Here is a 24,375-nt window from a genome sequence, read left to right as displayed (position 1 = left end):
CGCCTGACGCCCGGTCAGCCCCTGCGCGCCCCTTCCAGACGCCCGACCCGCCCCTTCTCCCCCGACGCCCAGCAGGCGCCGTCCGCCGTGCAGTCGACCGTGTCGAACGAACCCGGGTCGAGCGCCCGCCAGGTGCGGCCGCCGTCCCCGGTCACGTCCGTGCCCGTCGGGCCCACCGCCAGGGCCGCGCCGGCGCCGTACGGGAACCAGGCCGCGCCCGAACGGTAGGCCGGCGGCGGGGTCGAGGCCGGGGTCCAGCTCCGGCCCGCGTCCGAGGACACCGCCGCGGCCTGCGGGGAGGCTTGCCCGGTTCGGTAGTCGCCGCCCACCGCCAGGCCCCTCGTACGGTCCCTGAAGGCGAGGGCGAAGACCCCGCGCGCCGGGTCGCCCGCGGGGAGGGTGGACTCGGCGGCCCGCCAGGTGAGGCCGCGGTCCGCGGAGTGCAGCACGCGCGCGACCGGGCCCCCGCCGGTGGCCAGCCAGACGTCGCGCGGCCCGGCGGACACCAGGCACTGGCCGCTCGCCGCGAAGCCCGCCTCGCCCGGCAGCGCGTCCGGCATCCCTGCAGTCGGCAGCACCTGCCAGCTCCGGCCGCCGTCGTTCGTGGACAGGATGCGGAACTTGCCGTCCACCGGGTCGCTCATCGCGAGCCCGTGGCGGGAGTCGAAGAAGGTGAGGCAGTCGTAGAAGGCCCGCGGGTCGGGGTTGCGGAAGGTCTCCGTCCAGGTGGCGCCGCCGTCCTCGGTGCGCAGCACCCTGGAGGCCTCGCCCTCGCCGATGGACAGGGCCACGGCGCGCCGCCCGTCGAAGGCCTCGATGTCCCGCAGCTCCAGCCCTTCCGCGACGGCCGCGGGCGGTGAGACGTCGCGCCAGCTGCGACCGCCGTCCGAGGTGCGCAGTACGGTGCCCTTCGAGCCGGCCACCCAGGCCGTGGACCGGCTCACCGCCGCCAGTCCCCGGAAGCGGGCGTCCTTGCCGGTCTCCTTCAGCGCCCATCGCGCACCCCGGAGGTCCCGTGACCCGTCCGCGGCTTGCGCCGGGGCGGTCACCGCCCCCAGCAACAGAGCCGCCGCGCACATGCCAACTCCCAGAAGTCTCATGGCGCCGGAAGCTAACGCACCCCGGTTTCGGCGTCCAGGGCGCCTCCCGGCCACCGGCTTCCCATCGAATCCGGCCGCTGCCGCCGGGCCGCCGCCGCGTCGCCGCTCTAGAGCAGCCCTCGAAGGGTCCGGTACACCCGCAGCTGCGCGACCTCGTAGGACAGCTCCGTGACCCCGGACTCCGGTGCCGGGTGGTACCTGCCCGCGCAGACCGAGAGGTTGACGATGAGGTAGGCGGACCAGCGGCGGCCCACTCCCCTGCCGTCGCTGAAGACCCGGTCGCCGTTGACCCACCAGATGACCGAACCCTTCCCGAACTCGACCTTCAGGTCGATCCACGCTCCGGGCCGGACCGCAGGGTCACGGTGGTAGCGGTGCGCCTCCCGGACGTGGTTGGAGAGTTCGAGGAGGTCCGGGTTGTCGGGGTGGTACTCGAAGACGTCGATCTCCTGGCCGCCGTCGCGCCAGGTCCAGATCGCGGGCCAGGCGCCGAGCTGAACCGGCAGCTTCACCCGGGCTTCCAGCACGTCTCCGGTGCGCAGTTCGAAGCCCTCGTCACTGCCCTCGGTGGTGAGCAGCCCGCAGTCCCAGGCGCCGTCGGAGCGCGGTGTCGCCCGGAAGACCCCGCCGCGGCTGTAGGAGGGGTCTTCGGTGAGGTGGTCCAGCTTGTTGTCGCCCGGGTTGACCGGGCCGCCGTCGGGATAGGCCCACGAGTGGCCGGCGATCCACTGGGTGTGCGAGGCGAAGTCGGCGGTGAAGACGGGAGTTCGGCGCGGGCGGGGCAGGAGCCGCAGCCGTTCGATCATGTCCGAGAGCATGCGGGTAATCTGCCCGCCACGCGTCCCCGCACACCTGGATCATCACGCAGCGCGATCGGACGGGTACTTTACGTTTCTACGCGGCGGGGCCGGTCGGCGCCAGGAGGTGGGCCCATGCGTGAGCCGATTCCACGAGCGACTCCCGCTTTCCGTGCCGCGCGGCGAGCACCACACGGTCCGGGCGGAGCAGGACCGTGCCTCCGCGGAGCCAGGCGCCGAGGGCGCCCGTGGTGTCGATCGCGTACGAGCTGTTCCCGGCGTCCGGGGATTCGGCGCCGGGCGGGAGCACGGTGAGGACCCGGGCGGGTACGGCCTGTGCGAGACGGTCCTCGGCGGGGGTGAGGGGGCGACAGGTGAGAAGTGCGAAACCGTCGCCGAGGAGGTCGTCGAGGCATGCGGGGTGCCCGTCGGGCGTACGGATCGGGGGCTGGGGGGCGAGTTCGCCCGGGCGTGGGTTCCGTGTGGGGACGGGGGTTCGCCCGACGAGTGGTCCGCCCCGCAGGGCGGGGCTGAGGATGGCCGGCACGGCCCGGGTCGCCGGGCCGGCGTGCCGGCCGATCGCGAGGCCTGCCCGGCGTGAGATCCGGGCGGCGGGGTGCCCGCTGGTCATGGCCCCGCCGATGAGGACGGCCGTGCGGACCAGGTGGATCGCGTGCGGGCGGCGTTCGCTCTCGTAGGTGTCGAGGAGGGCTTCGGGGCTGTGTCCCCGGAGCACCCGCGCGAGTTTCCAGGCCAGGTTGTGGGCGTCGCGCAGGCCCGCGCCGAGGCCTTGGCCGATGAAGGGCGGGGTGAGGTGGGCGGCGTCGCCGAGGAGGAAGACGCGGTCCTGGCGCCAGCGGTCGGCGACCTGGGCGCGGAAGGTGTAGCGGGCCGTCCGGACCACATCGAGATGGCGCTCGGGGACCGACCCGGTCCATGGTGCGAGGAGCCGCAGGGTGCGGGAACGGTCCGCGACGGCCGCTTCGGCTTCCCGGTCGGTGAGGCGGAACTCCCAGCGGTAGCGGTCCTCGCCGATGCGCATGTAGGAGGCGGGGCGCTCGGGATCGCACACCTGGTGCACTCCGTCCCAGGCGGGAAGGGGGACGGGACATCGGACGTCGACCACGAACCACCGCTGGGGCGTGCCGAGGACCTGCGCCCGGGAGCCGATGGCCCGGCCGGTCAGGCTCGTGGCGCCGTCGCACCCGAGGACCGCGGCCGCGCGCACGGTGCGTTCGTCCCCGGTGGCGAGGTCCTTGACGCGGAGGGAGGCCGGCCGGCCGGTACCGGAGGGCGGGAGCGCCAGGCCGGTGACCTCGGTGTTCCCGTGCAGGCGTATCGAGGGGTGCCGGGCGAGCAGGTCGCGGAGGGTGTGTTCGAGTTCGGGCTGGTCGAACATGTTGGCCTGGGGGTAGCCGTGGGCTCCCGCCGGGTGATCGCGCGGGAACCGGGCCAGGACGCGGTGCCGGGAGTCCACGAGTTGCATGCCGAGGGCCGGGCGGCTGCGGGCGGCGAAGGACTCGGCCGCTCCGACGGCCTGGAGGATCCGCACGACCTCGTCGTCCATGTGGACGGCACGGGGCAGGGGGTAGGGGGCCTCGTGTCGCTCGAACACCTCGCAGGGCACGCCGTATCGCGCCAGCAGGAGGGCCGCCACCAGTCCCACGGGGCCCGCTCCGATGACGGCGACCGGACCTGTCGCCGCGGCTTCGCCGGGGAGGCGGGTCATGAGCTCATGGCTTTCATCAGGGCGGTCAGACGGGCCGGGTCGAGTTCGTTGTCCTGGCGCAGGGCGGTGAGCACGGTGCGCAGCAGGGCGGGTGAGGGGGCGGCTCCGAGGAAGTCCCGGGTGGCGGGCGGTCCCCATTGGGCGAGTCCGGAGGCGGACATGGCGGCCCAGCCGGGTTCGAGGGTGTGGTCGAAGAGGTCGCCGTCGGTGAAGTGTTCGACGAGGAAGCGGTCGGGATCGCGCCAGTAGTCGAAGATCTGGCTGCCCTGGACGTGGCGGCCGATGCCCCAGGAGCGGCGGTAGCCGCGCTGGGCGAGGTAGGTGCCGCCGGCTGCGAGGGCGTCCATGTCCGCGACCTGGTAGGCGGAGTGGACGTAGCCCGTGTCGGGGCCCAGGTGCATGGCGAGGGTGTGGTGGTCCGCCGGGCGGCTGCCGCGGTCGCACCGGAGGAAGGCCATGGTGGGGCCGCGCTCGCGCTGACCGTCGAGGTAGAGGAAGTCGCTGGCGATGAGGCCGAGGTGGTGCAGGTACCAGTCCAGGGCGCGCCTGAAGACGGGGGTGGAGAGGACGACGTGGCCCAGGCGTTCGACGCGGGCCGGCTCCAGGGGCGGTCGCTGGGTCACGTTGATCCGTACGCGGTGTGCGCCCGAGTTGAGCGGCAGCGGCTGCTGGGCGGGCAGGGCCGGGTGATCGGTGACGCCGTGGACGACCCGTACGGGGATGCCGGAGGGGTCCAGGAGGTCCACCGCGCGGCCGCCTCCGTCCTCGTGCAGCGCGTGGACGCGTCGGCCCGTGGCTTCGGCGAGGCGGTCGAGGTCGCCGTGGTCGGCGGCGAGGAAGGCCGGGCCCAGGAAGCGGGGGGCCGGGCCCTTGCGGATGACGAGGCAGTGCGGTCCGGGCAGGGTGCCGCGCAGGTAGAGGGCTTGGGGCGTCCGGGCGGCGACGGCGAAGCCGAAGTCCCGGGCGAAGGTTTCCGCCCGTTCCAGGTCGGGCTTGACGAACTCCAGCCAGGCCAGGTCGATGGCCTTGATGACGGGCCGCGGGTCCCGTCCGGGGTGTTCGTCGCGGCGGGCTCCGTCCTGGCTGTGCAGGCCTCGGTGGGGATCCGGCGGGGTGGGGGTGGTGGTCATGGGTGGCTCCAGACGGGTGGCGCTCAGCGCTCGGCGAAGGTCCAGTCGAAGGTGTACCGGCCGAGGGCCGCGGCGATCCGGTCGGCGTCGGCGATGTCGGCGGGCCTGGGGACGGTGACCGTCAGTCGTGGTCCGTCGAGGTGGCAGCGGACGCTGCCGGGCCGGCAGGGCAGGCCGAGGGCGGCGAGTTCGTCGAGGGCGGTCTGCGTCAGGGTGCGCATCCGCAGCGGGACTTTGGTGGGTTTGCCCACGGCGGTGGCCGGCAGGCTGTCCAGGACGATGACGTCCTTGGGTACGGCTGCCTTCTCGTGCAGGAAGGTCCGGGCGTGCGCGATGAGTTGCCCGGCTCCGGTCATGGCCTCGGGTGCGCCCGGGGCGAGGGTGACGTAGGCGATGGGGACCTCGCCGGCGTGGATGTCGGGGCGGCCCACGGCGCTCGCGCCGGTGACGTAGGGGTGTTGCAGGAGGGCGTCCTCGATGGCGGCGGGGTCGATGTTGTGTCCGCCCCTGATGATCAGGTCCTTGGCGCGGCCCAGGAGGTGGATGAACCCGTCCTTGTCCACGCGGGCGAGGTCTCCGGTGTTGAGCCAGCCGTCGCGCACGGTCGCGAGGCCGTCCAGGCGCGGACCGGTCGGGCCGTGACCGGTGACGTACCCCGCGAACACGGTGGGGCCCTTGACCAGGAGCACGCCCGGTGCGCCCTCGGGCAGGCTCAGCCAGTTTCCCTGGGTGTCGACCAGTGCGGTCCGCACCTGCTGGTAGGGCAGGCGTTGTCCGACGGATCCTGGGCGGTGGTCGGCGCCGGTGAAGCTGCGGGCCGTGGCGCAGGTCGCCTCGGTCAGTCCGTACCCCTCGCAGAGTTCGATTCCGGTGTGGGACGTGAAGGCCGCGCGGACCGTGTCGGGAAGGGCCGAGGCTCCGACGGCGGCGAACCGCATGGAGCTGATGTCGGCGTCCACGGGGACGTGTGCGAGGACGGAGTAGACCGTGGGGACCGCGGACATCGCGGAGATCCGGTAGCGCTCGACGATCTTCCAGATCCGGCTGTAGAGGGCCGGTTCCCGGTAGCCGAGCGGGCCCGTCCACACCACGTGCTGGCCTCGGAGCATGGGGGCGATGAGGGTGACGACCAGGGCGTTGACGTGGAACAGGGGAAGGCCGGCGAACACGATGGAGTCTTCGCCGAGGAGGGAGTTCGCCGCGATGCTCCACGCGTCGACGACCTGGTTGGTGTGGGTGTGTGCGGCCAGTTTCGGGGCGCCGGTGGTGCCTCCGGTGTGGAAGAGGGCCGCGAGGTCGCCGGGCGTGGGTGGCTGAGGATGCGCCGCGTGCGGGAGTCCGGCCACGGCCGCGTCCAGGTGGGCGACGACGGTTCCCGGCAGGGGTTCCAGGGTGGGGCCGGGCCCTTCGGCGCCGGTGGGCCTCAGCGCGTACAGGGCGGTCGCGTGCAGTTCCGAGGCCACGGTGCGGGCGGTGGCCCAGACCTCCGGATCGAGTTCGGGTCCGGCGGCGACCAGTACCCGGGCCCGGGCCAGTTCCAGCAGCCGGGTGATGTGCCCGGCGGGGAGGTGCGGGTTGACCGGGGCCGCGATGCCGGTGGCCTGGGCGGCCAGGAGCGCGGAGGGCAGCAGGGCGGTGTTCGGGGACAGCAGGCCCACGGTGACCCCGCGGCTGACCGCGTGGGAGCGGAAGAGCGCGGCGATGCGGTCGACTTCCGCGCGCAGGTCGGCGTAGGTGCGGGTGCTTCCCGATTCCCAGGCGTCGGCGCCCGGCAGGAAGGTCATGGCCGGCCGGTCGGGCCACAGTTCGGCGGCCCGGTTCAGGACGGCGTAGGTGGAGGCGGGCAGGTTCCGGTCCGCCAGCGCCACCTGTTCGATCGCGGCGAGCGAACCCGGGGTGGAGTACTCCGGCCACAGGAGGTCGGGGGACGTGGTCATGCGCGTTCCTTCGCGGTCGCGGCGCGGACCGGGGTCCGCTGGGTGCCGAGGTCCAGGGACCCGTCGGAGGTGGCGATCGAGGTCGTCACCGTGTCTCCGGGCTTGAGGTAGGCGGGGTTCCGCTCCTGCCGGGCGAAGAAGGCCCGCCACTTCTTCGCGGGCGGCAGCAGGGAGCCGATCAGTTCGAGGGCCTTGCCCGGGGAGCGCAGGGCGGTCCCGCCCGGTGTTCCGGTCAGCAGGACGTCTCCGGGAGCCATCGTCTGGAACCGGGCGAGTGCGGTCAGCGCCCGGTCCGGCTTGGTGATCATGTCGGCGGGGGTGCTGTCCTGGCGGACCTCGCCGTTGACCGCGCAGAGCAGCCGCAGCCGGTCCAGGCTCGCGAGGTCCTCGTCGTCGACGAGGACGAGGCGCGGGCCGAGCGGGGTGAACGTCGGGTAGGACTTGCTCTCGTAGAACTGGGTCTTGGGCAGCTGGAGGTCGCGGGCGCTGATGTCGTTGGCGACGACCAGGGCCGCGATGTACCGCGGCAGCGAGCCGGGCGTGACGTCGCTGTTCAGGGGGAGCGGCGCTCCGAAGACCAGACCGAGTTCGACCTCGTAGTCCAGCAGCCGCACGTGCTCGGGGCGGACGATCTCCGAGGTCGGTCCCGTCACCGATCCGGAGGCCTTGCGGAAGAAGGCGGTGGGGACCAGGTCGGGTTCGAATCCGGAATCGACCGCGTGCGAGCGGTAGTTCACCATCTGGGCGACCACGCGGCACGGCGTGGTGACCGGGGAGAGCAGCTCGCGCGCGCCGGGCTCCTCCCAGCCGTCCTCCGCGCGGGAGGCCCGCTCGACCGCCGGGCGGTCGGCCAGGAGCTCGGCGGTGGTGGCGGCGTCGGTCTCGACCGGCAGGATCCGGCCGTCGGCGCGCTGGACCCACCAGCCCTCACGTGTCCGGACAACGGCTGTGCTCATGGGATTCTCCTGCTCCAGATGGCCAGGGGTCCGCGGACGGAGCCCGGCGAAGGTCGTGCATGCGGCGGGCACGCCCACGGTGAGCACACGGGGCACGGTGCGCACCCGCGCGGCGAGACGGATCGGCGTCCCCTGGTGGCGGTGGACGGTGCCCCCGCATGACCTAACTGATGAAAGCATCAGTCTTGACCGATCAATCTGTCAACAGTGCGTTTCCTGCGGATGACGCGCCGGGCCACGACCTGGAACCGGGCTCACGACGAGAGCGCGGCAGCGTCCCCTCGGGTGCCTTCGTCGCGCGCGTCGCTCCCGCCGCTCGTCGGCGGCTCCCCGTCCGGGCCCGTGGCGTGCCGCTGGCGGGCCGGGGCGAAGACCAGGCAGGCGACGGCGGCCACGGTCAGGATCACGGCGATGACGCTCATGGCGTCGGTGAAGCCGTTCATGAAGGCGTCGCGCACCCCGTCGGCGAGCCGCAGTCCGTGCTCTCCGAGGTGGGAGGCGACCTGGAGCCCTCCGGCGGCGGAGTGGCGCACCGTTTCGGCGGCGTCGGCGGGGAGCTGGCCGATGCTGCCGGGGAGGGCGGAGCGGTACTGGGAGGAGAAGACCGAGCCCATGATGGCGATGCCGACGGCGGAGCCGACCTCACGGGTGGTGTCGTTCATGGCGGAGGCCACGCCCTGACGGTCGGGGCCGAGGGAGTCGACGATCGAGCTGGTGCCGGCGGAGCCGATCAGGCCGATGCCGAAGCCCGCGACGACGAGGGCGACGAGGAAGGCGGGGTAGCCGCTCCCGGCGTCCAGGAGGGTCAGCCAGTACATCCCGCCGGCCAGGCACAGCAGACCCGCGGGCAGCACGGCCTTGTAGCCGAGCCGGTGGACCAGGCGGGGGGTGAGCTGCGAGGTGGGCAGGACCACGGCCGCGACCGGGATGAGCGCGACGGCGCTCTTGAGGGGGCTGTAGCCGAGGATGAGCTGGAGGAACTGGAGGCCGACGAAGAAGAACCCGAAGACGGCCATGAACTGGGTCATGATCGCGATCGTGCCGGCGCGGAAGCCGCGCAGGAGGAACAGGCGCGGGTCCAGGATCGGGTGGCGGTTGCGCAGCCCGAGGGCGATGTAGCCGGTCAGGGCGAGGGCGGAGACGCCGAAGGCGAGGAGGGTCTCGGGGCGGGTCCAGCCGCGGTCGCTGCCTTCGATGATTCCGTACACGAGGGTGCCCACCATGAGCGCAGTGGTCACGGAGCCGCCCCAGTCGAAGGGCTCCGGCTTGGAACTCCTGGTCTCCGGCGCCAGGAACAGGGCCGCCAGGGCGCAGACCAGCGAGGTGGCCGCACTGACGACGAAGATCGACTTCCAGGTCCACTGCTCCAGGAGACCGCCCGCGATCAGCATGCCGATGATGGCGCCGGCGGCGGCGAACCCGGACCAGGTGGCCACCCCGCGATCCTTCTTGTCGGCGGGGAAGACGGAGGTGATCGTGGACAGCGTCCCCGGCATGATCATCGCGGCGCCCACGCCCATCACCACGCGCCAGACGATCAGATGGGTGGTGGAGTCGGCGAAGGCGGCGCACAGGGCTGCCGCCCCGAACACCAGGGTGCCGAGGATCAGAATCTTGCGGCGGCCGAACAGGTCGCCGAGCGCGCCGAAGGGCAGGACGAGCGCGGCCAGAGCGACGGTGTAGCCGTCGGCTATCCAGGTCAGCGAGGAGTTCGAGGCGTCGAGGTCCACGGCCAGGTCCGGCAGGGCCAGATTCAGCGCGGACACGGACGCGACGACCAGGACCAGCGACAGGCACATGGCGAAGAGGACGCCACGGGTGCCGGCGCGGCCCACTCGGAGGGGGGTGTTTCCGATTGCAGGCTTCATGGGATTCATCGTAACTGAGGTATTCATCAGTTACGATTCAGACATCATCGGGGTGGAGGAATCGGGGCCCGGAAACGCGATGAGCGGGTGGAGGCCGCTCCACCCGCTCGCGGGGGTCGCCCCACCCGCTCATCGCTCTGAATCGCGCCCGACCGCGCCCGACCGCGCCCGCAGGGACGGTGCCCGGTACCGCTCCTCCCCTGCCGCCCTACCGCCCTCCTACCCCAGGGCCGGCAGGGGTCGGGTCGCCAGTTCGCGGGCCTCGTCGGCGGGCACACCGAGCATGCACAGGATCATCTCGGCCGTCTGCTCCCCCGCCACCTCACCGAGGTCGGTGGTGGCTCCCAGCTGGACCATCCCGAGGACGGCCCCGCCGACGGCGCTCAGCGCGACCTGCGCGTCCGCGACGCGGAAGCGGCCGGACGCCCTGCCGACCTCCAGGTCGCGCAGGGCGCGCGGACCGAGACCGGTCCCGCTGTGGACGTGCTGGAGACCTCGGAAGCGGAGGATTCCCGTGATCTCCGGATGACTCGCCGCCAGGCGCAGCGCGAGCCGGACGCTGGTCGCGAAGGTCTCGGCCGGATCGTCGATCGACCCCGTCGCGGCGTCCAGCAGCTGCCCGTACTCCTCCAGCGCGTCGGCCACCGCCGCGTCGAAGAGGGCCTCCTTGGTCTCGAAGTGGTTGTAGAAGGTGCCGAACCCCACGTCCGCGCGTTCGGCGATCACCTGGATGCTCACCTCGGCGTTGCCCCGCTCGGCGAGGATGGCGCGGGCCGCCCCGATGAGGGCCTGACGAGTCTGGGCCCGACGGCGCTCGAAGCGGTTGACGGGCTGAGGTGGCGGCTGCTGCATGGGTCGACTCTAGTCGATACCACAATTGATGGAAGTATCAGGAAGCCCATCCCCGCCTCTCGGGAAACTTGACCGCACCCCATTGACTGATGACTCACGCGTAATTGATGCTTTCATCAGTTAGCGGTCCACGACACACGACGCGAGATGGAAGAGAGGACCGGCCATGCCGTCCGACGACCACGTGATTCAGCACGCATACTCCCCGCTTCCGCAGCGGGTCCGCGCGGGACTGGAGGAGGGTTTCGCCAGACTCGCCACCGTCGATGAGTTCATCGGCGAACTGCCGCAGACGCCGCCCCGCGCTCTCGACGCCGACGGCGACCAGGAGCAGTTGGGGAACGTCACCGTCACGCACCGCATCGCCGAGGCTCCCGGCGACGGCGAAACCGTCCGCTGGCACTACGTCGAGGCGGGACCCGCGGACGGCCCCGTCGTGGTGTTCCTCCACGGCGTGCCCGACTCCTGGTGGCAGTGGCACTACGCGCTCGAGGCGCTCGGCTCCGACCACCGCTGCCTGGCCATCGACCTGAAGGGCTACGGCCAGTCGGAGAAGGGCACCGGCGACTTCCGCCAGGAGGGTGTCGCCATCCAGCTCGAAGCCCTCCTGGACCAGCTCGGGATCGAGCGGTTCAGTCTGATCACGCACGACCGGGGCACTCCGGTCGGAGACCACCTCGTGGCCCGGTCGGGCGACCGCGTCGTCCGGTACGGCCGCGGACAGCAGCACCTCTGGCACCTGAACCCCGAACTCCACCCTCAGCAGGCGATGTTCACCTCTCCCGAGGCTCCTTCGATGCTGGCCGATGCCCGCCGCCTCGTGGCCACCGCCTACCTCCTGCTCACCGAGCGCGAAGTGAAGACCTCGGACCTCGCGCGCACCGTGCAGGAGTTCGGCTACGACGGAATCAGCACGGCGGTCCCCCGCTACTTCCACTCCTCGTCGTTCCGTCAGGAATGGATCGAGCGGCGCACCCGGCTCATCCCCCGGTGGACGTGCCCGGTCCTGCTCCTGCAGGGAGCGGGCGACCCGCTGCAGCCCCGCGAGTTCTACACCGACCCCGAGGTCCTCGCACAACTCCCGAAGGGGAGCGGCGTCCACCTCTTCGACTCGGGCCACTTCTGGCCCTTCGAGGCGCCGGAGGAGACGGTCACCGTCCTCCGCGAGTTCCTCACGTAGCAGCCGGCGGGGGCGCTCCGCCCTGTCTTCACCTCGTGCCAGGCGGCCTGCCCCTCTGCCGCGGATCCCCACCACCAGAACGGCGAATCGTCGGACGTCAGCTCCTCCCGCCACCAGCCGACGCTCTCGGTCAGGTGGCGGCGGGCGCCCCTGCCCCTCTCGGTCTCCCAGCGGGCGAGCCAAGGGGCGACCGGGGTCGGTGGCGACTCCGTCCGCAGGGCCTGTGTCCACCGCGCCTCCAGGAAACCGGCCACGGCCCCAGCCTGGCCACCCCGACAGCCCGCCGCTGCCAGGCCGAGGGCCGTGAGGGCGGGGCCGAAGGCGCCCTCGGTTCTTCCAGATCTTGTCGGCGAGGCTCACCAAGAGGTCTTCCAAGTCGACGCGCGACTGCACCGCCTCGCGGTCGAAGGTCACGGCGGGGTGGCTCCGCTCCACCCAGTCGACCAGTTGGTGCGCGACGTCATGGACCGCTCGCAGGTGAGCCGCCAGCCGCGGCGGAACTCCCAGCTCCGAGAGGAGTTCTGAGACACGATCCGACAGCGGGAGCAGAGGCGGGTCGACGGTGCCGCTCATGGCTCTCGACAAGGGGGGCACCGCGTCAGGGTACGGACCGCAGGCTCGGTCACCGGCGGCGGCTTCGGCAGTGCAGGGCCTATCCGGCGTCGAGCTGGTGGTCGGCCCAGACGTAGGTTTCGGGCAGCAGGTCGGCGATGGGGGTGGTGCGGACGCGGTCGTCGTTGCCGACGATGACCTTCAGGGCCGGGAAGTAGTCGAGGAGGACTTGCCGGCACCGGCCGCACGGGGGGATCACCCCACGGTCGCGGTCGCCCACGGCGACGATCGTGTCCAGCTCGTAGGCGCCCTGCGCGGCTGCCGTGCCGATGAGGACCAGCTCGGCGCAGGGGCCTCCGGTGAAGTGGTAGGCGTTCACCGCGGTGATGATCCGGCCGTCGCGGGCACGGGCCGCGGCCGCCACGGTGTGGTTGTCGCCCCGGCAGCGGGTGCGCGCGACGTCGGCCGCGGCCTGGATGAGTTCGTGGTCGACGTGGTCGACCCGGTGGGCCTGAGCGGTCATCTTTCCTGCCTTCGTGCGATGCGCAGGCCACGTTGCCCCGCTCGGCGATCTTGTGCAAGCGGGTATCACCCGGGCCATGGTCAAGACCCACCCCCATTACGTAAGGTCTGATCACGGGTATCAGTTATTACCGATCGAGGGGGCGGGCGGCCATGCCGGACACGGGAATCACTGGGCTCGTGCGAATGTGGATCGACGGCTGGGTCGTCTCCCGCGGCAGCTCGGATCCGATCGACGAGCCGTGGGGGTGGACGATCGACGTCGGGCAGTCCAGGCACGTCGCCCGGCACGTGCTGCCGGAACCCTCCGAGGCCGACGTGCGCAAGATCTCCACTGCGACGAGCGCGCCCGGGACCTGGCTGAAGCTGTTCGCCGAGGAGCAGGCGGTGCTGCCCTGGGTCGGGCCGGGCTGGCATGGCGACAAGGCCGGATTCTTGATGAGCTGTCACCTCGTACCGGAGCGCCCCGAGGTGCCGGCCGGTTACGCGCTCACCCGTTGGACCCGGGGCGGCGTCAGCCGCGTCCTGGTCCGCACGCGCGACGGGCACTTCGCCGCCCGTGGACAGATCGCCCATGTCGGCGCCCACGTCGTCGTCGACCAGGTCGAGACCGCCGCCGAGCACCGGCGCAAGGGCCTCGGCGGTCTGGTGATGCGCACACTCCAGGGCGCCGCGTACGAGGCCGGCGCGCGGACGGGCCTCCTGGTCGGCACGCCCGACGGCCGGGCGCTCTACTCCGCGCTGGGCTGGACCGTGCACGCCCCGATGACGAGCCTCTGGTACGAGCCGTCGGCGGACGTCAGCTGATGCCCACGGTGAACGCCGCCCGGTAGCCGGCTGCGTCCGGTGACGGGGGCAGGGTCATCGCGGCGCCCGAGTCCCGGTAGCGGCCGTCCCGGGTGTTGGGGTGGGCCGGGGCCTTGCGGCGGGCGTAGGGCTGGATCTCGTACACGCGCAGCAGGAGTTCCTCGGGGAAGAAGAACTGCGAGGTCGTCTCGGTGTGCCGGTCGGGACGGACCTTGAAGTGGATGTGGGGCGCCAGGCCCCGGTACCAGCCCGGCACGAGGGTGCGGAAGGTGCACCGTCCGGCGGCGTCCGTGAGCTGGGTGCCGCGCAAGAAGGTCTCCTTGCCGGTGGAGTAGGTGCCCGCGGGGTCCGCCTGCCAGATGTCGACCGCGGCGCCGGGGACCGGGCGGCAGCCGGCCGATGCCCGGACCACGGTCAGGTCCAGGCGGAACGGAACGCCGGCCCGGCCTTCCGTGACGTCGGACCGGACCCGGTCCAGGTCGAGGTAGTACGGGCCTTCGCCCGCCTCCGTGGTGAGCACGCACGCCGGGGTGGGCGATCCCGTGGCGGCCGCGATCGCGGCCGGGGACGGGGGCGGGGTCGAGGAAGGGGTCGCGGGCGGGGCCGGGGACGCGGGGCCCTCGGGCCGGCCTGCCGTCCCCCGGGTGGTCGCCGGACCCGAACAGGCGGCCGCCAGTGCGGCGGCGCCGGCCGATCCGGCGGCCAGCAGGAGGGCGCGGCGGCTGGTCCGGGGGTGCCGTTCTCCGTCATACGCACCCCTTCGCACGGTTCTGGGCCGTCATGGTGGACGGCCGGACGGCCACCGGCCCCGCCCACCGTGCCGGACGGCAGGGGCCCCGACCAGGACCGACACGCCTCGGGGCCGCGCGATCCACCACCCGGACCGGAGGGGTCAGGTCGACAGCTCGTCCACCAGTTCCGTCAGGGCCGCCGCCAGCGCGGCGAGCCCGGGGTCGGCGGGGCCGCCGGGCTCCGACATGTACGTGTCCCGGCGGATCTCGACCATCAGCGCGCCGACCCGGTCGTCCTTGCCGTAGTGCTCCAGCGGCACGTACGTACCGGCGAAGGGACTGTCGAGCCCGGTGCCGCCGAAGCCCGCGAACGCCTTCTCGGCGGCGGCCGGGAGGGCGGGCGGGGTGTGGAAGGGGTCCGTGCCCAGGCAGATCGGCGGTCGGCCGCCCTCGCCGTGGAGTTCGTACGGCAGGGGCTCCGTCGGGTACGAGTGCACGTCGATGATCACGGCTCGTCCGGCGGCCTCCAGCCGGTCCCGTACGGCCCGCGCCATCGCCTCCGCGTACGGGTGGAAGTAGCGGTCGAGCAAGGGGCGGGCGTCGAACCCCTCGGGGCGCAGGCGCTCCCGGTGGGTGGAGTGCGTGTACACCGCTCCCATGCCCACGGCGAGCATCTCCTCCCGCTCGTCGGGGAACCGCTCCGGGTCGATGACCAGCCGGGACAGCCCGTTGACGAACCGCCACGGCGTGACGGCGGAGGCGGCCGCGGCCGCCTCGGCGATCTCGGCGGTGTGGGAGTCGGTGATGTGGTCGAGCTCCCGGTCCAGTTCCTCGTCGGACAGGTCGATTCCGCGGCGGACCGGCTCCGGTATGACCCGGGAGGAGTGCGGCACGTGGAGGATCACCGGGGACGTGCCGGCGCCGGGGAGGATCTCGAAGGGCTCGGGCCGATGGTTCACGTGCAGCTCCTCTGTCGATGGCCGGCCCGTGGATACGAGCTGCCCGGATCCGCCGATCGAAGGACCCGCACGGCGTTTCTCCCCGGGACGGAGCGGGACACCGGTATCAAGGGCCGGTCCCTGCTCTTGGATTGGAACCCCCATGCTCTCGAACGTTCTCCGCCTGGCCGCCGGCGCCGCACTGGTCGCCGGGCTGGTCACCGGGCCCTCGGGGCCGGCGTCGGCCGCCGCCACCTGCGCGTACACGCCGCAGGGGAAGGCGGCCAGGAGCGTGGGGACTCCGCCCGCGGATGTCGGCCGGCTGCGGCCGTACGCGGCCACGCTCCACACCAACCACGGCGCCGTGGTCTTCGAGGCCGATACGGCGAAGGCGCCGTGCACCACGAACTCCTTCGCGTACCTGGCCGGCCGGAAGTACTTCGACGGGACCACCTGCCACCGGCTCACCACCGCCGGCATCTTCGTCCTGCAGTGCGGAGACCCGAGCGGTACCGGCGCCGGCGGGCCCGGCTACCGGTTCGCGGACGAGAACCTGACGGGCGCCGTCTATCCGGCCGGCACCGTCGCCATGGCGAACTCGGGGCCGGGAACCAACGGCAGCCAGTTCTTCCTCGTGTACCGGGACACCCGACTGCCCCCGCACTACACCCCGTTCGGCAAGATCACCCGGAACGCCCAGGTGCTGCGCGAGATCGCGAAGAACGGGACCAGGGACGGCGGGGGCGACGGAGCGCCCCGGCAGCAGGTCACCGTCGACTCCGTTCGGATCGCCTCCCGGTAGCCTGCCCGCGTCCGGGGCTGCCTGTGCCATCTGGGTCCATCTGGGCAGCCGGAGCCGTCAGCCGACCCGGATGCCGATCACGCACGTGTCGTCGTCCGTGTCGGAACGGCTCTCCGCGAGGAGGCGGTCCAGCTGGCCGTCCAGGTCCCCGGAGGCGGTGGCCGCCGCGCGCACGAGGTGGCCGAGGGACTCCTGCACCGAGGAGTCCCGGCGCTCCACCAGCCCGTCCGTGTACATCAGCAGCGTGTCGTCCGGTTCGAGCTGGACCTCCCGCTCGACGTAGGCGACATCGGGCAGGGCTCCGAGGAGCAGCCCCTCGATGAGCGGGAAGGCCTCGGCCTCCCCGCCGCGGACGAGCACGGGAGGCAGGTGGCCCGCACGGGCCCAGCGCATCACCCTCGTGCGCGGGTCGAAGAGGCCGCAGACGGCCGTGGCCGTCACGTGCTTGGCCAGGTGGTGCGTGACCGTGTTGAGCCAGGACAGCAGTTGGCCGGGGCCCGCCCCGGTGACGGCGAGGCCGCGCAGGGCGTTGCGCAGGACGACCATGCCGGTGGCCGCCTCGATGCCGTGCCCTGCGACGTCGCCCACCGACAGCATGATGAGCCCGGAGGGCAGCACCACGGTGTCGTACCAGTCTCCGCCGACGAGCGCCTCGATCTCCGCGGGCCGGTAGCGGACGGCCACCCGCAGGCCGGGCGCCTCGATGGCCGGCGGGGTGGGGGGCATGATGGCGTGCTGGAGCTGAAGGGCCAGCCGGTTGCGCTCGGCGGACTCGGCCTCGGTGTGGGCGAGTTGGTCCCTGGTGGCGGCCAGGGCCACTTCGGTCCAGTGCTGGGCGGAGATGTCCTGGTAGGCGCCGCGCACGGCGTGCAGCCGCTGGTCCGCGTCGAGGACGGGCTCGGCGACGACCCGGATGTGGCGGGTGATTCCGTCGGATCGGCGCAGGCGCAGGTTGACGGAGGCGGGGCGGCGGTGGCGCAGGACCGCGCGCAGGAAGCGGCCGAGGGCCGCGGAGTCGTCGGGGTGCGCGTAGCCGGGGAGTTCCCGCAGCCGGACCGGGGGCGCGCTGGGCGGGAGTCCGTGGAGGGCGTAGAGCTGGGCGTTCCAGGTGGTCTCGCCGGTGACGAGGTTCTCTTCGAAGCCTCCGATGCGGCCCAGCCGCTGGGCGTGCTGGAGGAGGTTGGCCAGGCGGGCCGTCTCGTCCTGGATCCGCCAGATCAGCAGGACGGCGCAGCCGTGGCGGCTGACGCTGATGTTCGCGACCGAGGTGAGCGGGATCTGGTCGACGAGCGCGGTCAGGCTCATGCGTTCGGCGCGGAAGGGCTCGCCCGTCGCGTGCACGCGCTCGATGATGTCGAACAGCCCGCTCTCCCCGGCGGCCAGTGGGTAGGCCTCCAGCAGCAGGGCGCCGTTGACGTCGCCGCGCGGCCGTCCCACCGGGTCGACGAAGCGGCTGCCGGTGTGGCGGATCCGGAAGTCGGCGAGCCTGCCGTCGGAGTCGAGGACCGGGGTGAGCACCACGGCCGGGTCCTGGAGTCCCTCGGCCAGGTCGATGAGCTCGGCCACGTCCGGGAGGACCGCGTCGGCCGCCGCGGGGTCGCGCGGGGGCGAGGCGTCCATGGTGCGGGCGCACAGCTCGGCGAGGGCCTCGACCTGGCGCTCGATCGGGGGTGCCTGCGGCTCCAGGGGGCGCGGCCAGCAGATCTCCAGGACGCCCTGGATCCGTCCGCCCGTCCCCGTGGGCACCGCCATCCGCCCGCCGCCGGGCCACTCGGCGCGGCCGATGGAGGGGAGCCCTTCCCGGTCGAGGTCGGTGAGGGTGACCAGCCGGCGTTCCCCCAGGGCGAGGCGGGCGACGGTGGAGACGCCCGGGGGTACGTGGCGCCAGCGGGCGGCTTCCCTGGGCGGGAACCCGGCGTGGCCGGCGAGGGTCAGCGAACCGTCGGGCTCGGCTGCCCATACGGCCACCGCCACGGCTCCCAGGGGGCCCAGGGCGTTGGTCAGGAGGGACTCGGCGACCGCCTGGGTGTCGGCGGCGACGGCGAGCACCCCGCTCTCGGCGGTGCGCAGGCGCACCGCGACCGTGGAGTGCCGGTCGGCCGGGTCGGCCCCGCCGGTGCCCGCACCCGTACCGGTACCCGTACTCGCCCCCGTACGTTCGACGAACTCGGCGGCGAGCTCGCTGACGTGGTCGCGGGAGGCCTGGTTGACGATGTCGGCGGCGAGTTCGAGGGGGGACATTCCGCTCTCGCGGCACAGCACGTCGAGCTGGCGGGCCGCGGCGGCCGGGGTGCAGTTCAGCTGCCCGATCAGGATGCCCTTGGCCAGTTCGACCAGGGCCCGCCCGTCGGCGGCCGCTTGCGCCTCCAGCACTTCCCGGCGCAGCCGTTCCACGGTGGCGACGAGGCGCCCGAGGGGCGTCGGAGCCTGCTGCGGGACGAGGCCCGCGGGCCGGTCGCCGTCCGGTGTTCCCGGTCTGCGGGCATCGTCGTGCCTGCGCGTGTGCCCGGTCACCGGGTGAGCCGGCGCCGGATGCGGGCGATGAGGTCGTCGGCGTCCACCGGCTTGGTCACGTAGTCGCTGGCGCCCGCGGCGAGGCTCTTCTCCCGGTCCCCGGGCATCGCCTTGGCCGTGACGGCGATGATGGGCAGGCCCGCGTACTGCGGCATCCGCCGGATCTCGGCGGTGGCGGCGTAGCCGTCCAGTTCGGGCATCATCACGTCCATCAGGACGATGTCGACGCCGGCGTTGCGGACGAGGGTGTCGATGCCCTTGCGGCCGTCCTCGGCGTGGAGCACCCGCATGCCGTGCAGCTCCAGGACCCCGCTGAGGGCGAAGAGGTTGCGTGCGTCGTCGTCGACGACGAGGACGGTGCGTCCGGCCAGGTCGCCTTCGAGGACGTGATCGGCGGGCCGGCGGCGCGCGTCCCCGTGCACCAGGGGCAGGACGTCTCCCGGCTGTTCGGCGGACAGGTGGAGCGCGATGCGTTCGCGCAGCTCGTCCAGGCTGGAGAGCAGCTCCACGCGGTGTGACGCGGACCGCCGGCGCAGGGCCTCCTCCTGGCCGGTGCGCACCCGGGGGTTGTTGTGGGCGAGGACGGGGAGCGAGGCGAGGGCCGGGTCTCCGTCGAGGGCGTCGAGGAACCGGAGCGCTTCGCCGTCGGGCAGGTCCAGTTCCAGGACGACGCAGTGGAAGGAGTGCGCCGCCAGGGCGGCGGCCGCTTCGCGGGAGCCGGTGGCGTGGACCACGTGAATGCCGCCCCGCTCCCCCGCCGCCCGGTGGTCGGGGGCGAAGTCCCGGTCGGCGCTCTCGGCGACGAGGGAGAGCAGGCCGTTGGTCCGCTCCTCGATCACCAGCAGGCGGCGGGGCCGTCGCTGTTCCGGGAGTACGGGCCCGCCGGGACGGCCGCCCTGCCCCTTCGCCGCTCGGTACGGGGCCCCGGGCGGGAGCGCCGCGGGCGCGTCGGTGTAGGAGGCGTCCTCGTAGTCGGCGCGGCTGACCGGCAGGTAGAGGGTGAAGGTGCTGCCCTGGCCGGGGGTGCTCTCCGCGGTGACGGCGCCGCCGAGGAGCTGGGCGATCTCGCGGCTGATGGAGAGTCCGAGGCCGGTGCCGCCGTACTTGCGGCTGGTGGTGCCGTCGGCCTGCTGGAAGGCGCCGAAGACCGATTCCAGCTGCTGTTCGGGGATGCCGATGCCCGTGTCGCGCACCCGGAAGGCCAGCATCGGACCGCGCCGGGAGAGTCCGGAGGGGATCTCGGGGGCCGCGGCCGGTTCGATGCGGAGCTCGACGCCGCCGCGCTCGGTGAACTTCACGGCGTTGGACAGGAGGTTGCGCAGGATCTGGCGCAGTCGGGAGTCGTCGGTGAGCAGGTCGTCGGGGGCGCCGGGGGCCGTGGTGACGGTGAAGTCGAGGCTCTTCTGCGTGGTCATCGGCCGGAAGGTGGCGTCGACGTACTCCAGGAGCTGGGGCAGGTGCACCCGCTCGGGGTTGATGTCCATCTTCCCGGCCTCGACCTTCGACAGGTCGAGGATGTCGTTGATCAGCTGGAGGAGGTCCGAGCCGGCCGAGTGGATGATGCCGGCGTACTCGACCTGCTTGGGGGTGAGGTTGCGCGCGGGGTTCTGGGCGAGCAACTGGGCCAGGATCAGCAGGCTGTTGAGCGGGGTGCGCAGCTCGTGGCTCATGTTGGCCAGGAACTCGGACTTGTAGGTGGAGGCCAGCGACAGCTGCTGCGCGCGGGTCTCCAGCTCCTGCCGGGCCTGCTCGATCTCCAGGTTCTTGGCCTCGATGTCGCTGTTCTGGCTGGCGAGGAGGGCGGCCTTCTCCTCCAGCTCCGCGTTGGAGCGCTGGAGTTCCTCCTGCTGGACCTGGAGTTCCTCGGAGCGGGCCTGGAGTTCACCGGTCAGCCGCTGGGACTCGCCGAGGAGCTCGTCGGTGCGGGCGTTGGCCACGATGGTGTTGACGTTGGCGCCGATCGCCTCCATCAGCTGGGCCAGGAAGTCGCGGTGGACGGGATTGAAGGCGGAGAAGGAGGCGAGTTCGATCACGCCGAGGATCTGGTCGTCCACCACGATCGGCAGGATGATCAGGCTGCCCGGGGTGGTGTGGCCGAGTCCGGAGGAGATCACGTAGCCGGCGGGGACCTGGTCGGTGGCGATGATCCGGCGGCTGCGGGCCGCCTGTCCGACCAGGGACTCGCCGAGGGCGAAGGCGGCGCCCTCCTCCGCGGCGGCGGAACGCCCGTAGGAGCCGACGAGGGTGAGTACGGTGCCGCCGGGCCGGTCCTCGGCGAGGTAGAAGGCTCCGTACTGGGCGGCGACCAGCGGCGTCAGTTCGTCCATGACGAGTTCGGCGACGGCGGCCAGGTCCCGGTGGCCCTGCATCAGTCCGGAGATGCGGGCCAGGTTCGACTTGAGCCAGTCCTGCTCCTGGTTGGCGCGGGTGCTCTCGCGGAGCGAGCCGACCATGGAGTTGATGTTGTCCTTGAGTTCTGCGACCTCGCCCGAGGCGTCGACCGTGATCGAGCGGGTCAGGTCGCCCTCGGCGACCGCGCTGGCGACCTCGGCGATGGCCCGGACCTGGCGGGTCAGGTTGCCGGCCAGCTCGTTGACGTTCTCGGTCAGCCGCTTCCAGGTGCCGGAGACTCCCTCGACCTCGGCCTGGCCGCCGAGCCGGCCCTCGCTGCCCACCTCGCGGGCGACGCGGGTGACTTCGGCGGCGAAGGCGGAAAGCTGGTCGACCATCGTGTTGATGGTGGTCTTCAGCTCCAGGATCTCCCCGCGGGCGTCCACGTCGATCTTCTTGGACAGGTCGCCGTTGGCGACGGCCGTCGTGACGAGGGCGATGTTGCGGACCTGGCCGGTGAGGTTGTTGGCCATGGAGTTGACGTTGTCGGTGAGGTCCTTCCAGGTGCCCGCCACATTGGGTACCTGCGCCTGGCCGCCGAGCCGGCCCTCGGTGCCCACCTCGCGGGCCACCCTGGTCACTTCGTCGGCGAAGGCGGACAGGGTGTCGACCATCGTGTTGATGACCCCGGCCAGCGCGGCGACCTCGCCCTTGGCCTCCACCATGATCTTCTGCGAGAGGTCGCCGCGGGCGACGGCGGTGGCCACCTGGGCGATGGAGCGCACCTGACCGGTGAGGTTGGAGGCCATGACGTTGACGTTGTCGGTGAGGTCCTTCCAGGTGCCCGAGACGCCCCGGACCGTGGCCTGACCGCCCAGGTTGCCCTCGGTGCCGACCTCGCGGGCCACGCGGGTGACCTCGTCGGCGAAGGCGGAGAGCTGGTCGACCATCGTGTTGATGGTCTCCTTCAGCTCCAGGATCTCCCCGCGCGCGTCCACCCGGATCTTCTGGGTCAGGTCGCCCTGGGCCACGGCGGTGGTGACCTCGGCGATGGAGCGCACCTGGGCGGTGAGGTTGTCGGCCATGACGTTGACCGACTCCGTCAGGTCCTTCCACGTGCCGGAGACTCCCTGTACGTCGGCCTGGCCGCCGAGCCGGCCCTCGGTGCCGACCTCGCGGGCCACCCGGGTCACCTCGCCGGCGAATCCGGAGAGCTGGTCGACCATCGTGTTGATGGTTTCCTTCAGCTCCAGGATCTCCCCCCGCGCGGTGACGGTGATCTTCTGCGACAGGTCGCCCTTGGCCACGGCGGTCGCGACCTGGGCGATGGAGCGGACCTGGGCGGTGAGGTTTCCCGCCATGAAGTTGACCGAATCCGTGAGGTCCAGCCAGGCACCGCCGACTCCCGGTACGTCGGCCTGGCCGCCGAGCGTCCCCTCGGTGCCCACCTCGCGGGCCACCCTCGTCACCTCGGAGGTGAACAGGGACAGCTGGTTGACCATCCCGTTGAAGACGGTGGCGATCTCCCCGAGCAGCCCGTCCGCCGCATCGGGCAGCCGGGTACGGAAATCCCCGTCGCGTACGGCGGTCAGCCCGGCCAGCAGCCTGCGCAGTTCCGCCTCGCCGATCCCGCCCTCACCGGGGAGCGGGGGCACCCCGCCCGCCGAACCCGTGCCCGTCCGCTCGGCCATCCGCCCCAACCTCACACTCGAAACCGATACACCGCCGAACGGGACAAGAAGGACCCCCGGTAGCGGGGCGCACCGATGCGCCCGGCTCCGTGGGTTCCGCCTTCGCCGCACCACCGGTCCGGTGAAGGCTAGCGCCGCCGAAGGGACGATAAGGCACGGTCGATCACACCGGGGACAGCGCATCCCGCCTGCAGGAAAGGGCGGTGGGCGGGAAGCCCTCCGCGCCCGGCCCGAAAGCGCCCTCGGGGACGGCGTTCTGGAAGTTCGGGGTGACCCGGCGGGTTCCGGGCAGACGAACCGGTGAGACGCGCACACCACGGAGGAAGCGGGGTGAAGGGGATGGCGGTCAAGGCCGTGGGCTGGGCCCGGTCGTTTCCCGTCGCGGAGGGTGTCCGGGCGGCACGGGAGTGGACGGCGGGCCATCTGGCGTCGCTGCCGTGGAGCGGTTCGGTGGCCGACACCGTGTACTCCGTGCTGGTCTGCGTCTCCGAACTCGTCACCAACGCGCACCTGCACGCGGCCGGCACCGCGCACCTCGTGCTCACCTGGGACGGCCGCTGCCTGCACGTGAGCGTGGCGGACGCCGATCCGCGGCTGCCCCGCTACCGGGAGCCCGCCCCCGACGCGGGCGCCACGTCGGGCCGCGGGCTGGGGATCGTCAACGCCCTGGCCGATTCCCTGGACGTCCACGCGTGCCACGGCGGGAAGGCGATCACCGCGTGCTTCCGGCCCGGTGGCGGACCGGACCCGCACGACCCGCGTTCCGAGGGCCCGCACACCGGCCACACCGACTGATCGGCGGGGCGGGGCGGCCCGGCTCCCGGAGCGGGTTCACACGGCGGCGGCCTCGACGCTCTCGTGCAGGGACAGCACCGTATCGGCCCCGGTCACCGCGAACAGCCGCCGCAACTGCTCGCCGGGGGCCGCGATCCGCAGGGTCGTGAGGTGGTGCAGCCGCAGGAGCAGATTCAGGAACGAGGAGTCCCCGAAGGTGATGGAACCGGCGTCCAGGACCACCAGCGGATGCAGCTCCGCGGCCGCGGTGAGGGCCTCCTCCAGCGGAACCAGGGTGTCCTGGTCCAGCTCTCCGCGGGCCACCACCACCCAGCCGGCCCCGGCCGGGTAGCCGTCCCCGACCACGTCCTGCCCGTTTCCGTCCCCTGCTCCGGTCATGTCCGCCTCCCCGGATCGTCAGTCGTACGTCTCTTCCAAGGGAGTATGCCTGCTCCTCGCCCGGGCGCCCCGGCTCCCGGCGCTCGGGCACCCCGGCTCCGGCGCTCCGGCGCTCCGGCGCCGCAGCATCCCGGTCGGCTCCCCTCCGTGCGCCTGCGGCTCTCAGGTGAAGACGTCCAGGACGTCCAGCCAGGAGCCCGCGTCGTCGGCGGTACGGCGGGGCCGTATCGGGAGCGGATCCGGGTAGGTCTCCGCCGCCGCCCTCGCGCGGACGATGTCGGGCCCGCCGCACGCCGCGATCGCGAAGGCCCCGAAGACCTTGGCGAACGCGGCCGGATCGCGGAACTCCACGCCGAAAGCCCGGCCGTCCCGCAGCGGCACCCACACCACCCGGTCGGACCGCGTCCATTGCGCCACCAGCTCGGCGTCCGCGGTCGACCGCCCCTCCAGCCACAGCCGCGCCACGTGCAACAGGTTCACCTTCTCCATGGACAGCCGCTTGCGCCGCACCCGCAGTTCACGGGCCGTCAGTTCGACCCGCTGGTCCTTCTTCGGGTACCAGACGACGCCGATCCCGAACGGCCCCCACAGCAGGATCCCGATCATCGGCCAGACCACGGCGTCGCCCCACGACCGGAGCACGCCGCCGTCCAGCAGGGTCAAGGCACCGAAGAACAGGGCCCACTTCGCCGTCATCCGCCAGAACCCGCTGCCCTGCCGGTACAGGACCCGTCGCTTCCCCGTCATCGCCATGCCCCCACGCTA

The 24,375-nt window shown here is 72.6% G+C and carries 19 protein-coding genes; 4 read left to right on the top strand and 15 right to left on the bottom strand.

Annotated elements, in window-relative coordinates:
* Window positions 1-14: 14 nt before the first annotated feature.
* From AC3IX6_RS38245 to AC3IX6_RS38210, 8 genes are all read right to left on the bottom strand, one after another.
* Complete coding sequence (locus AC3IX6_RS38245) at window positions 15-1,079, bottom strand: WD40/YVTN/BNR-like repeat-containing protein (RefSeq protein WP_489367914.1); 1,065 nt, start codon at window positions 1,077-1,079, stop codon at window positions 15-17.
* 128 nt (window positions 1,080-1,207) lie between these two features.
* A complete protein-coding gene (locus tag AC3IX6_RS38240) occupies window positions 1,208-1,918 on the bottom strand; it encodes a beta-glucanase (protein ID WP_489367913.1) in 711 nt (236 codons plus the stop codon).
* Between the two features lie 76 nt (window positions 1,919-1,994).
* A complete protein-coding gene (gene mhpA / locus AC3IX6_RS38235; protein ID WP_489367912.1) occupies window positions 1,995-3,626 on the bottom strand; it encodes a bifunctional 3-(3-hydroxy-phenyl)propionate/3-hydroxycinnamic acid hydroxylase MhpA in 1,632 nt (543 codons plus the stop codon).
* The gene (locus AC3IX6_RS38230; RefSeq protein ID WP_489367911.1) at window positions 3,623-4,756 is read right to left on the bottom strand and encodes a VOC family protein; all 1,134 of its coding nucleotides are present in this window, start codon (window positions 4,754-4,756) and stop codon (window positions 3,623-3,625) included. The genes mhpA and AC3IX6_RS38230 overlap by 4 nt, the downstream gene beginning before the upstream one ends.
* Before the next feature lie 23 nt (window positions 4,757-4,779).
* Window positions 4,780-6,693, bottom strand: a complete 1,914-nt coding sequence (locus tag AC3IX6_RS38225) for an acyl-CoA synthetase (RefSeq protein WP_489367910.1) — start codon at window positions 6,691-6,693, stop codon at window positions 4,780-4,782.
* Entirely contained in the window at window positions 6,690-7,649 is a 960-nt protein-coding gene (locus AC3IX6_RS38220) for a fumarylacetoacetate hydrolase family protein (protein WP_489367909.1), read from the bottom strand. The genes AC3IX6_RS38225 and AC3IX6_RS38220 overlap by 4 nt, the downstream gene beginning before the upstream one ends.
* Window positions 7,650-7,903: 254 nt before the next feature.
* Window positions 7,904-9,517 carry an MFS transporter gene (locus AC3IX6_RS38215; protein ID WP_489367908.1) on the bottom strand — a complete coding sequence of 538 codons (1,614 nt, stop codon included), beginning with the start codon at window positions 9,515-9,517 and terminating at the stop codon, window positions 7,904-7,906.
* Between the two features lie 219 nt (window positions 9,518-9,736).
* Window positions 9,737-10,369, bottom strand: coding sequence for a TetR/AcrR family transcriptional regulator (locus AC3IX6_RS38210; RefSeq protein ID WP_489367907.1), 633 nt, complete (start codon window positions 10,367-10,369; stop codon window positions 9,737-9,739).
* Between the two features lie 166 nt (window positions 10,370-10,535).
* Here AC3IX6_RS38210 and AC3IX6_RS38205 point away from each other — a divergent pair, with 166 nt between their 5' ends.
* Window positions 10,536-11,549 carry an alpha/beta fold hydrolase gene (locus tag AC3IX6_RS38205; protein ID WP_489367906.1) on the top strand — a complete coding sequence of 338 codons (1,014 nt, stop codon included), beginning with the start codon at window positions 10,536-10,538 and terminating at the stop codon, window positions 11,547-11,549.
* A 652-nt stretch (window positions 11,550-12,201) separates the two neighbouring features.
* On the opposite strand, the gene AC3IX6_RS38200 is transcribed toward AC3IX6_RS38205, so the two are convergent.
* The gene (locus tag AC3IX6_RS38200; RefSeq protein WP_489367905.1) at window positions 12,202-12,624 is read right to left on the bottom strand and encodes a cytidine deaminase family protein; all 423 of its coding nucleotides are present in this window, start codon (window positions 12,622-12,624) and stop codon (window positions 12,202-12,204) included.
* A gap of 185 nt (window positions 12,625-12,809) precedes the next feature.
* Here AC3IX6_RS38200 and AC3IX6_RS38195 point away from each other — a divergent pair, with 185 nt between their 5' ends.
* Window positions 12,810-13,430 (top strand): GNAT family N-acetyltransferase, encoded by a 621-nt coding sequence (locus AC3IX6_RS38195; RefSeq protein ID WP_489371686.1) that lies wholly within the window; start codon window positions 12,810-12,812, stop codon window positions 13,428-13,430.
* Here the strand turns inward: AC3IX6_RS38195 and AC3IX6_RS38190 are convergent.
* Entirely contained in the window at window positions 13,423-14,196 is a 774-nt protein-coding gene (locus tag AC3IX6_RS38190; RefSeq protein ID WP_489367904.1) for a dioxygenase family protein, read from the bottom strand. The genes AC3IX6_RS38195 and AC3IX6_RS38190 overlap by 8 nt on opposite strands.
* A 126-nt stretch (window positions 14,197-14,322) precedes the next feature.
* Window positions 14,323-15,120, bottom strand: coding sequence for an N-formylglutamate amidohydrolase (locus AC3IX6_RS38185; protein ID WP_489367903.1), 798 nt, complete (start codon window positions 15,118-15,120; stop codon window positions 14,323-14,325).
* 142 nt (window positions 15,121-15,262) lie between these two features.
* On the opposite strand from AC3IX6_RS38185, the gene AC3IX6_RS38180 reads away from it, so the two are divergent.
* Window positions 15,263-15,901, top strand: a complete 639-nt coding sequence (locus AC3IX6_RS38180) for a peptidylprolyl isomerase (protein WP_489367902.1) — start codon at window positions 15,263-15,265, stop codon at window positions 15,899-15,901.
* Window positions 15,902-15,958: 57 nt separating this feature from the next.
* Here the strand turns inward: AC3IX6_RS38180 and AC3IX6_RS38175 are convergent, their stop codons facing one another.
* Together AC3IX6_RS38175 and AC3IX6_RS38170 are read right to left on the bottom strand one after the other, a co-directional pair.
* Window positions 15,959-18,415, bottom strand: a complete 2,457-nt coding sequence (locus tag AC3IX6_RS38175; protein ID WP_489367901.1) for a PP2C family protein-serine/threonine phosphatase — start codon at window positions 18,413-18,415, stop codon at window positions 15,959-15,961.
* The gene (locus AC3IX6_RS38170) at window positions 18,412-22,437 is read right to left on the bottom strand and encodes a HAMP domain-containing protein (RefSeq protein ID WP_489367900.1); all 4,026 of its coding nucleotides are present in this window, start codon (window positions 22,435-22,437) and stop codon (window positions 18,412-18,414) included. The genes AC3IX6_RS38175 and AC3IX6_RS38170 overlap by 4 nt, the downstream gene beginning before the upstream one ends.
* A gap of 339 nt (window positions 22,438-22,776) precedes the next feature.
* On the opposite strand from AC3IX6_RS38170, the gene AC3IX6_RS38165 reads away from it, so the two are divergent.
* Entirely contained in the window at window positions 22,777-23,232 is a 456-nt protein-coding gene (locus AC3IX6_RS38165) for an ATP-binding protein (protein ID WP_489371685.1), read from the top strand.
* A gap of 36 nt (window positions 23,233-23,268) precedes the next feature.
* On the opposite strand, the gene AC3IX6_RS38160 is transcribed toward AC3IX6_RS38165, so the two are convergent.
* Window positions 23,269-23,610 (bottom strand): STAS domain-containing protein, encoded by a 342-nt coding sequence (locus AC3IX6_RS38160; RefSeq protein WP_489367899.1) that lies wholly within the window; start codon window positions 23,608-23,610, stop codon window positions 23,269-23,271.
* Between the two features lie 162 nt (window positions 23,611-23,772).
* Complete coding sequence (locus AC3IX6_RS38155) at window positions 23,773-24,363, bottom strand: hypothetical protein (RefSeq protein WP_489367898.1); 591 nt, start codon at window positions 24,361-24,363, stop codon at window positions 23,773-23,775.
* Window positions 24,364-24,375: the final 12 nt, after the last annotated feature.

The organism is Streptomyces sp. GL_141 (assembly GCF_057834385.1).
This window is presented reverse-complemented; position numbering and strand designations above follow the sequence as displayed.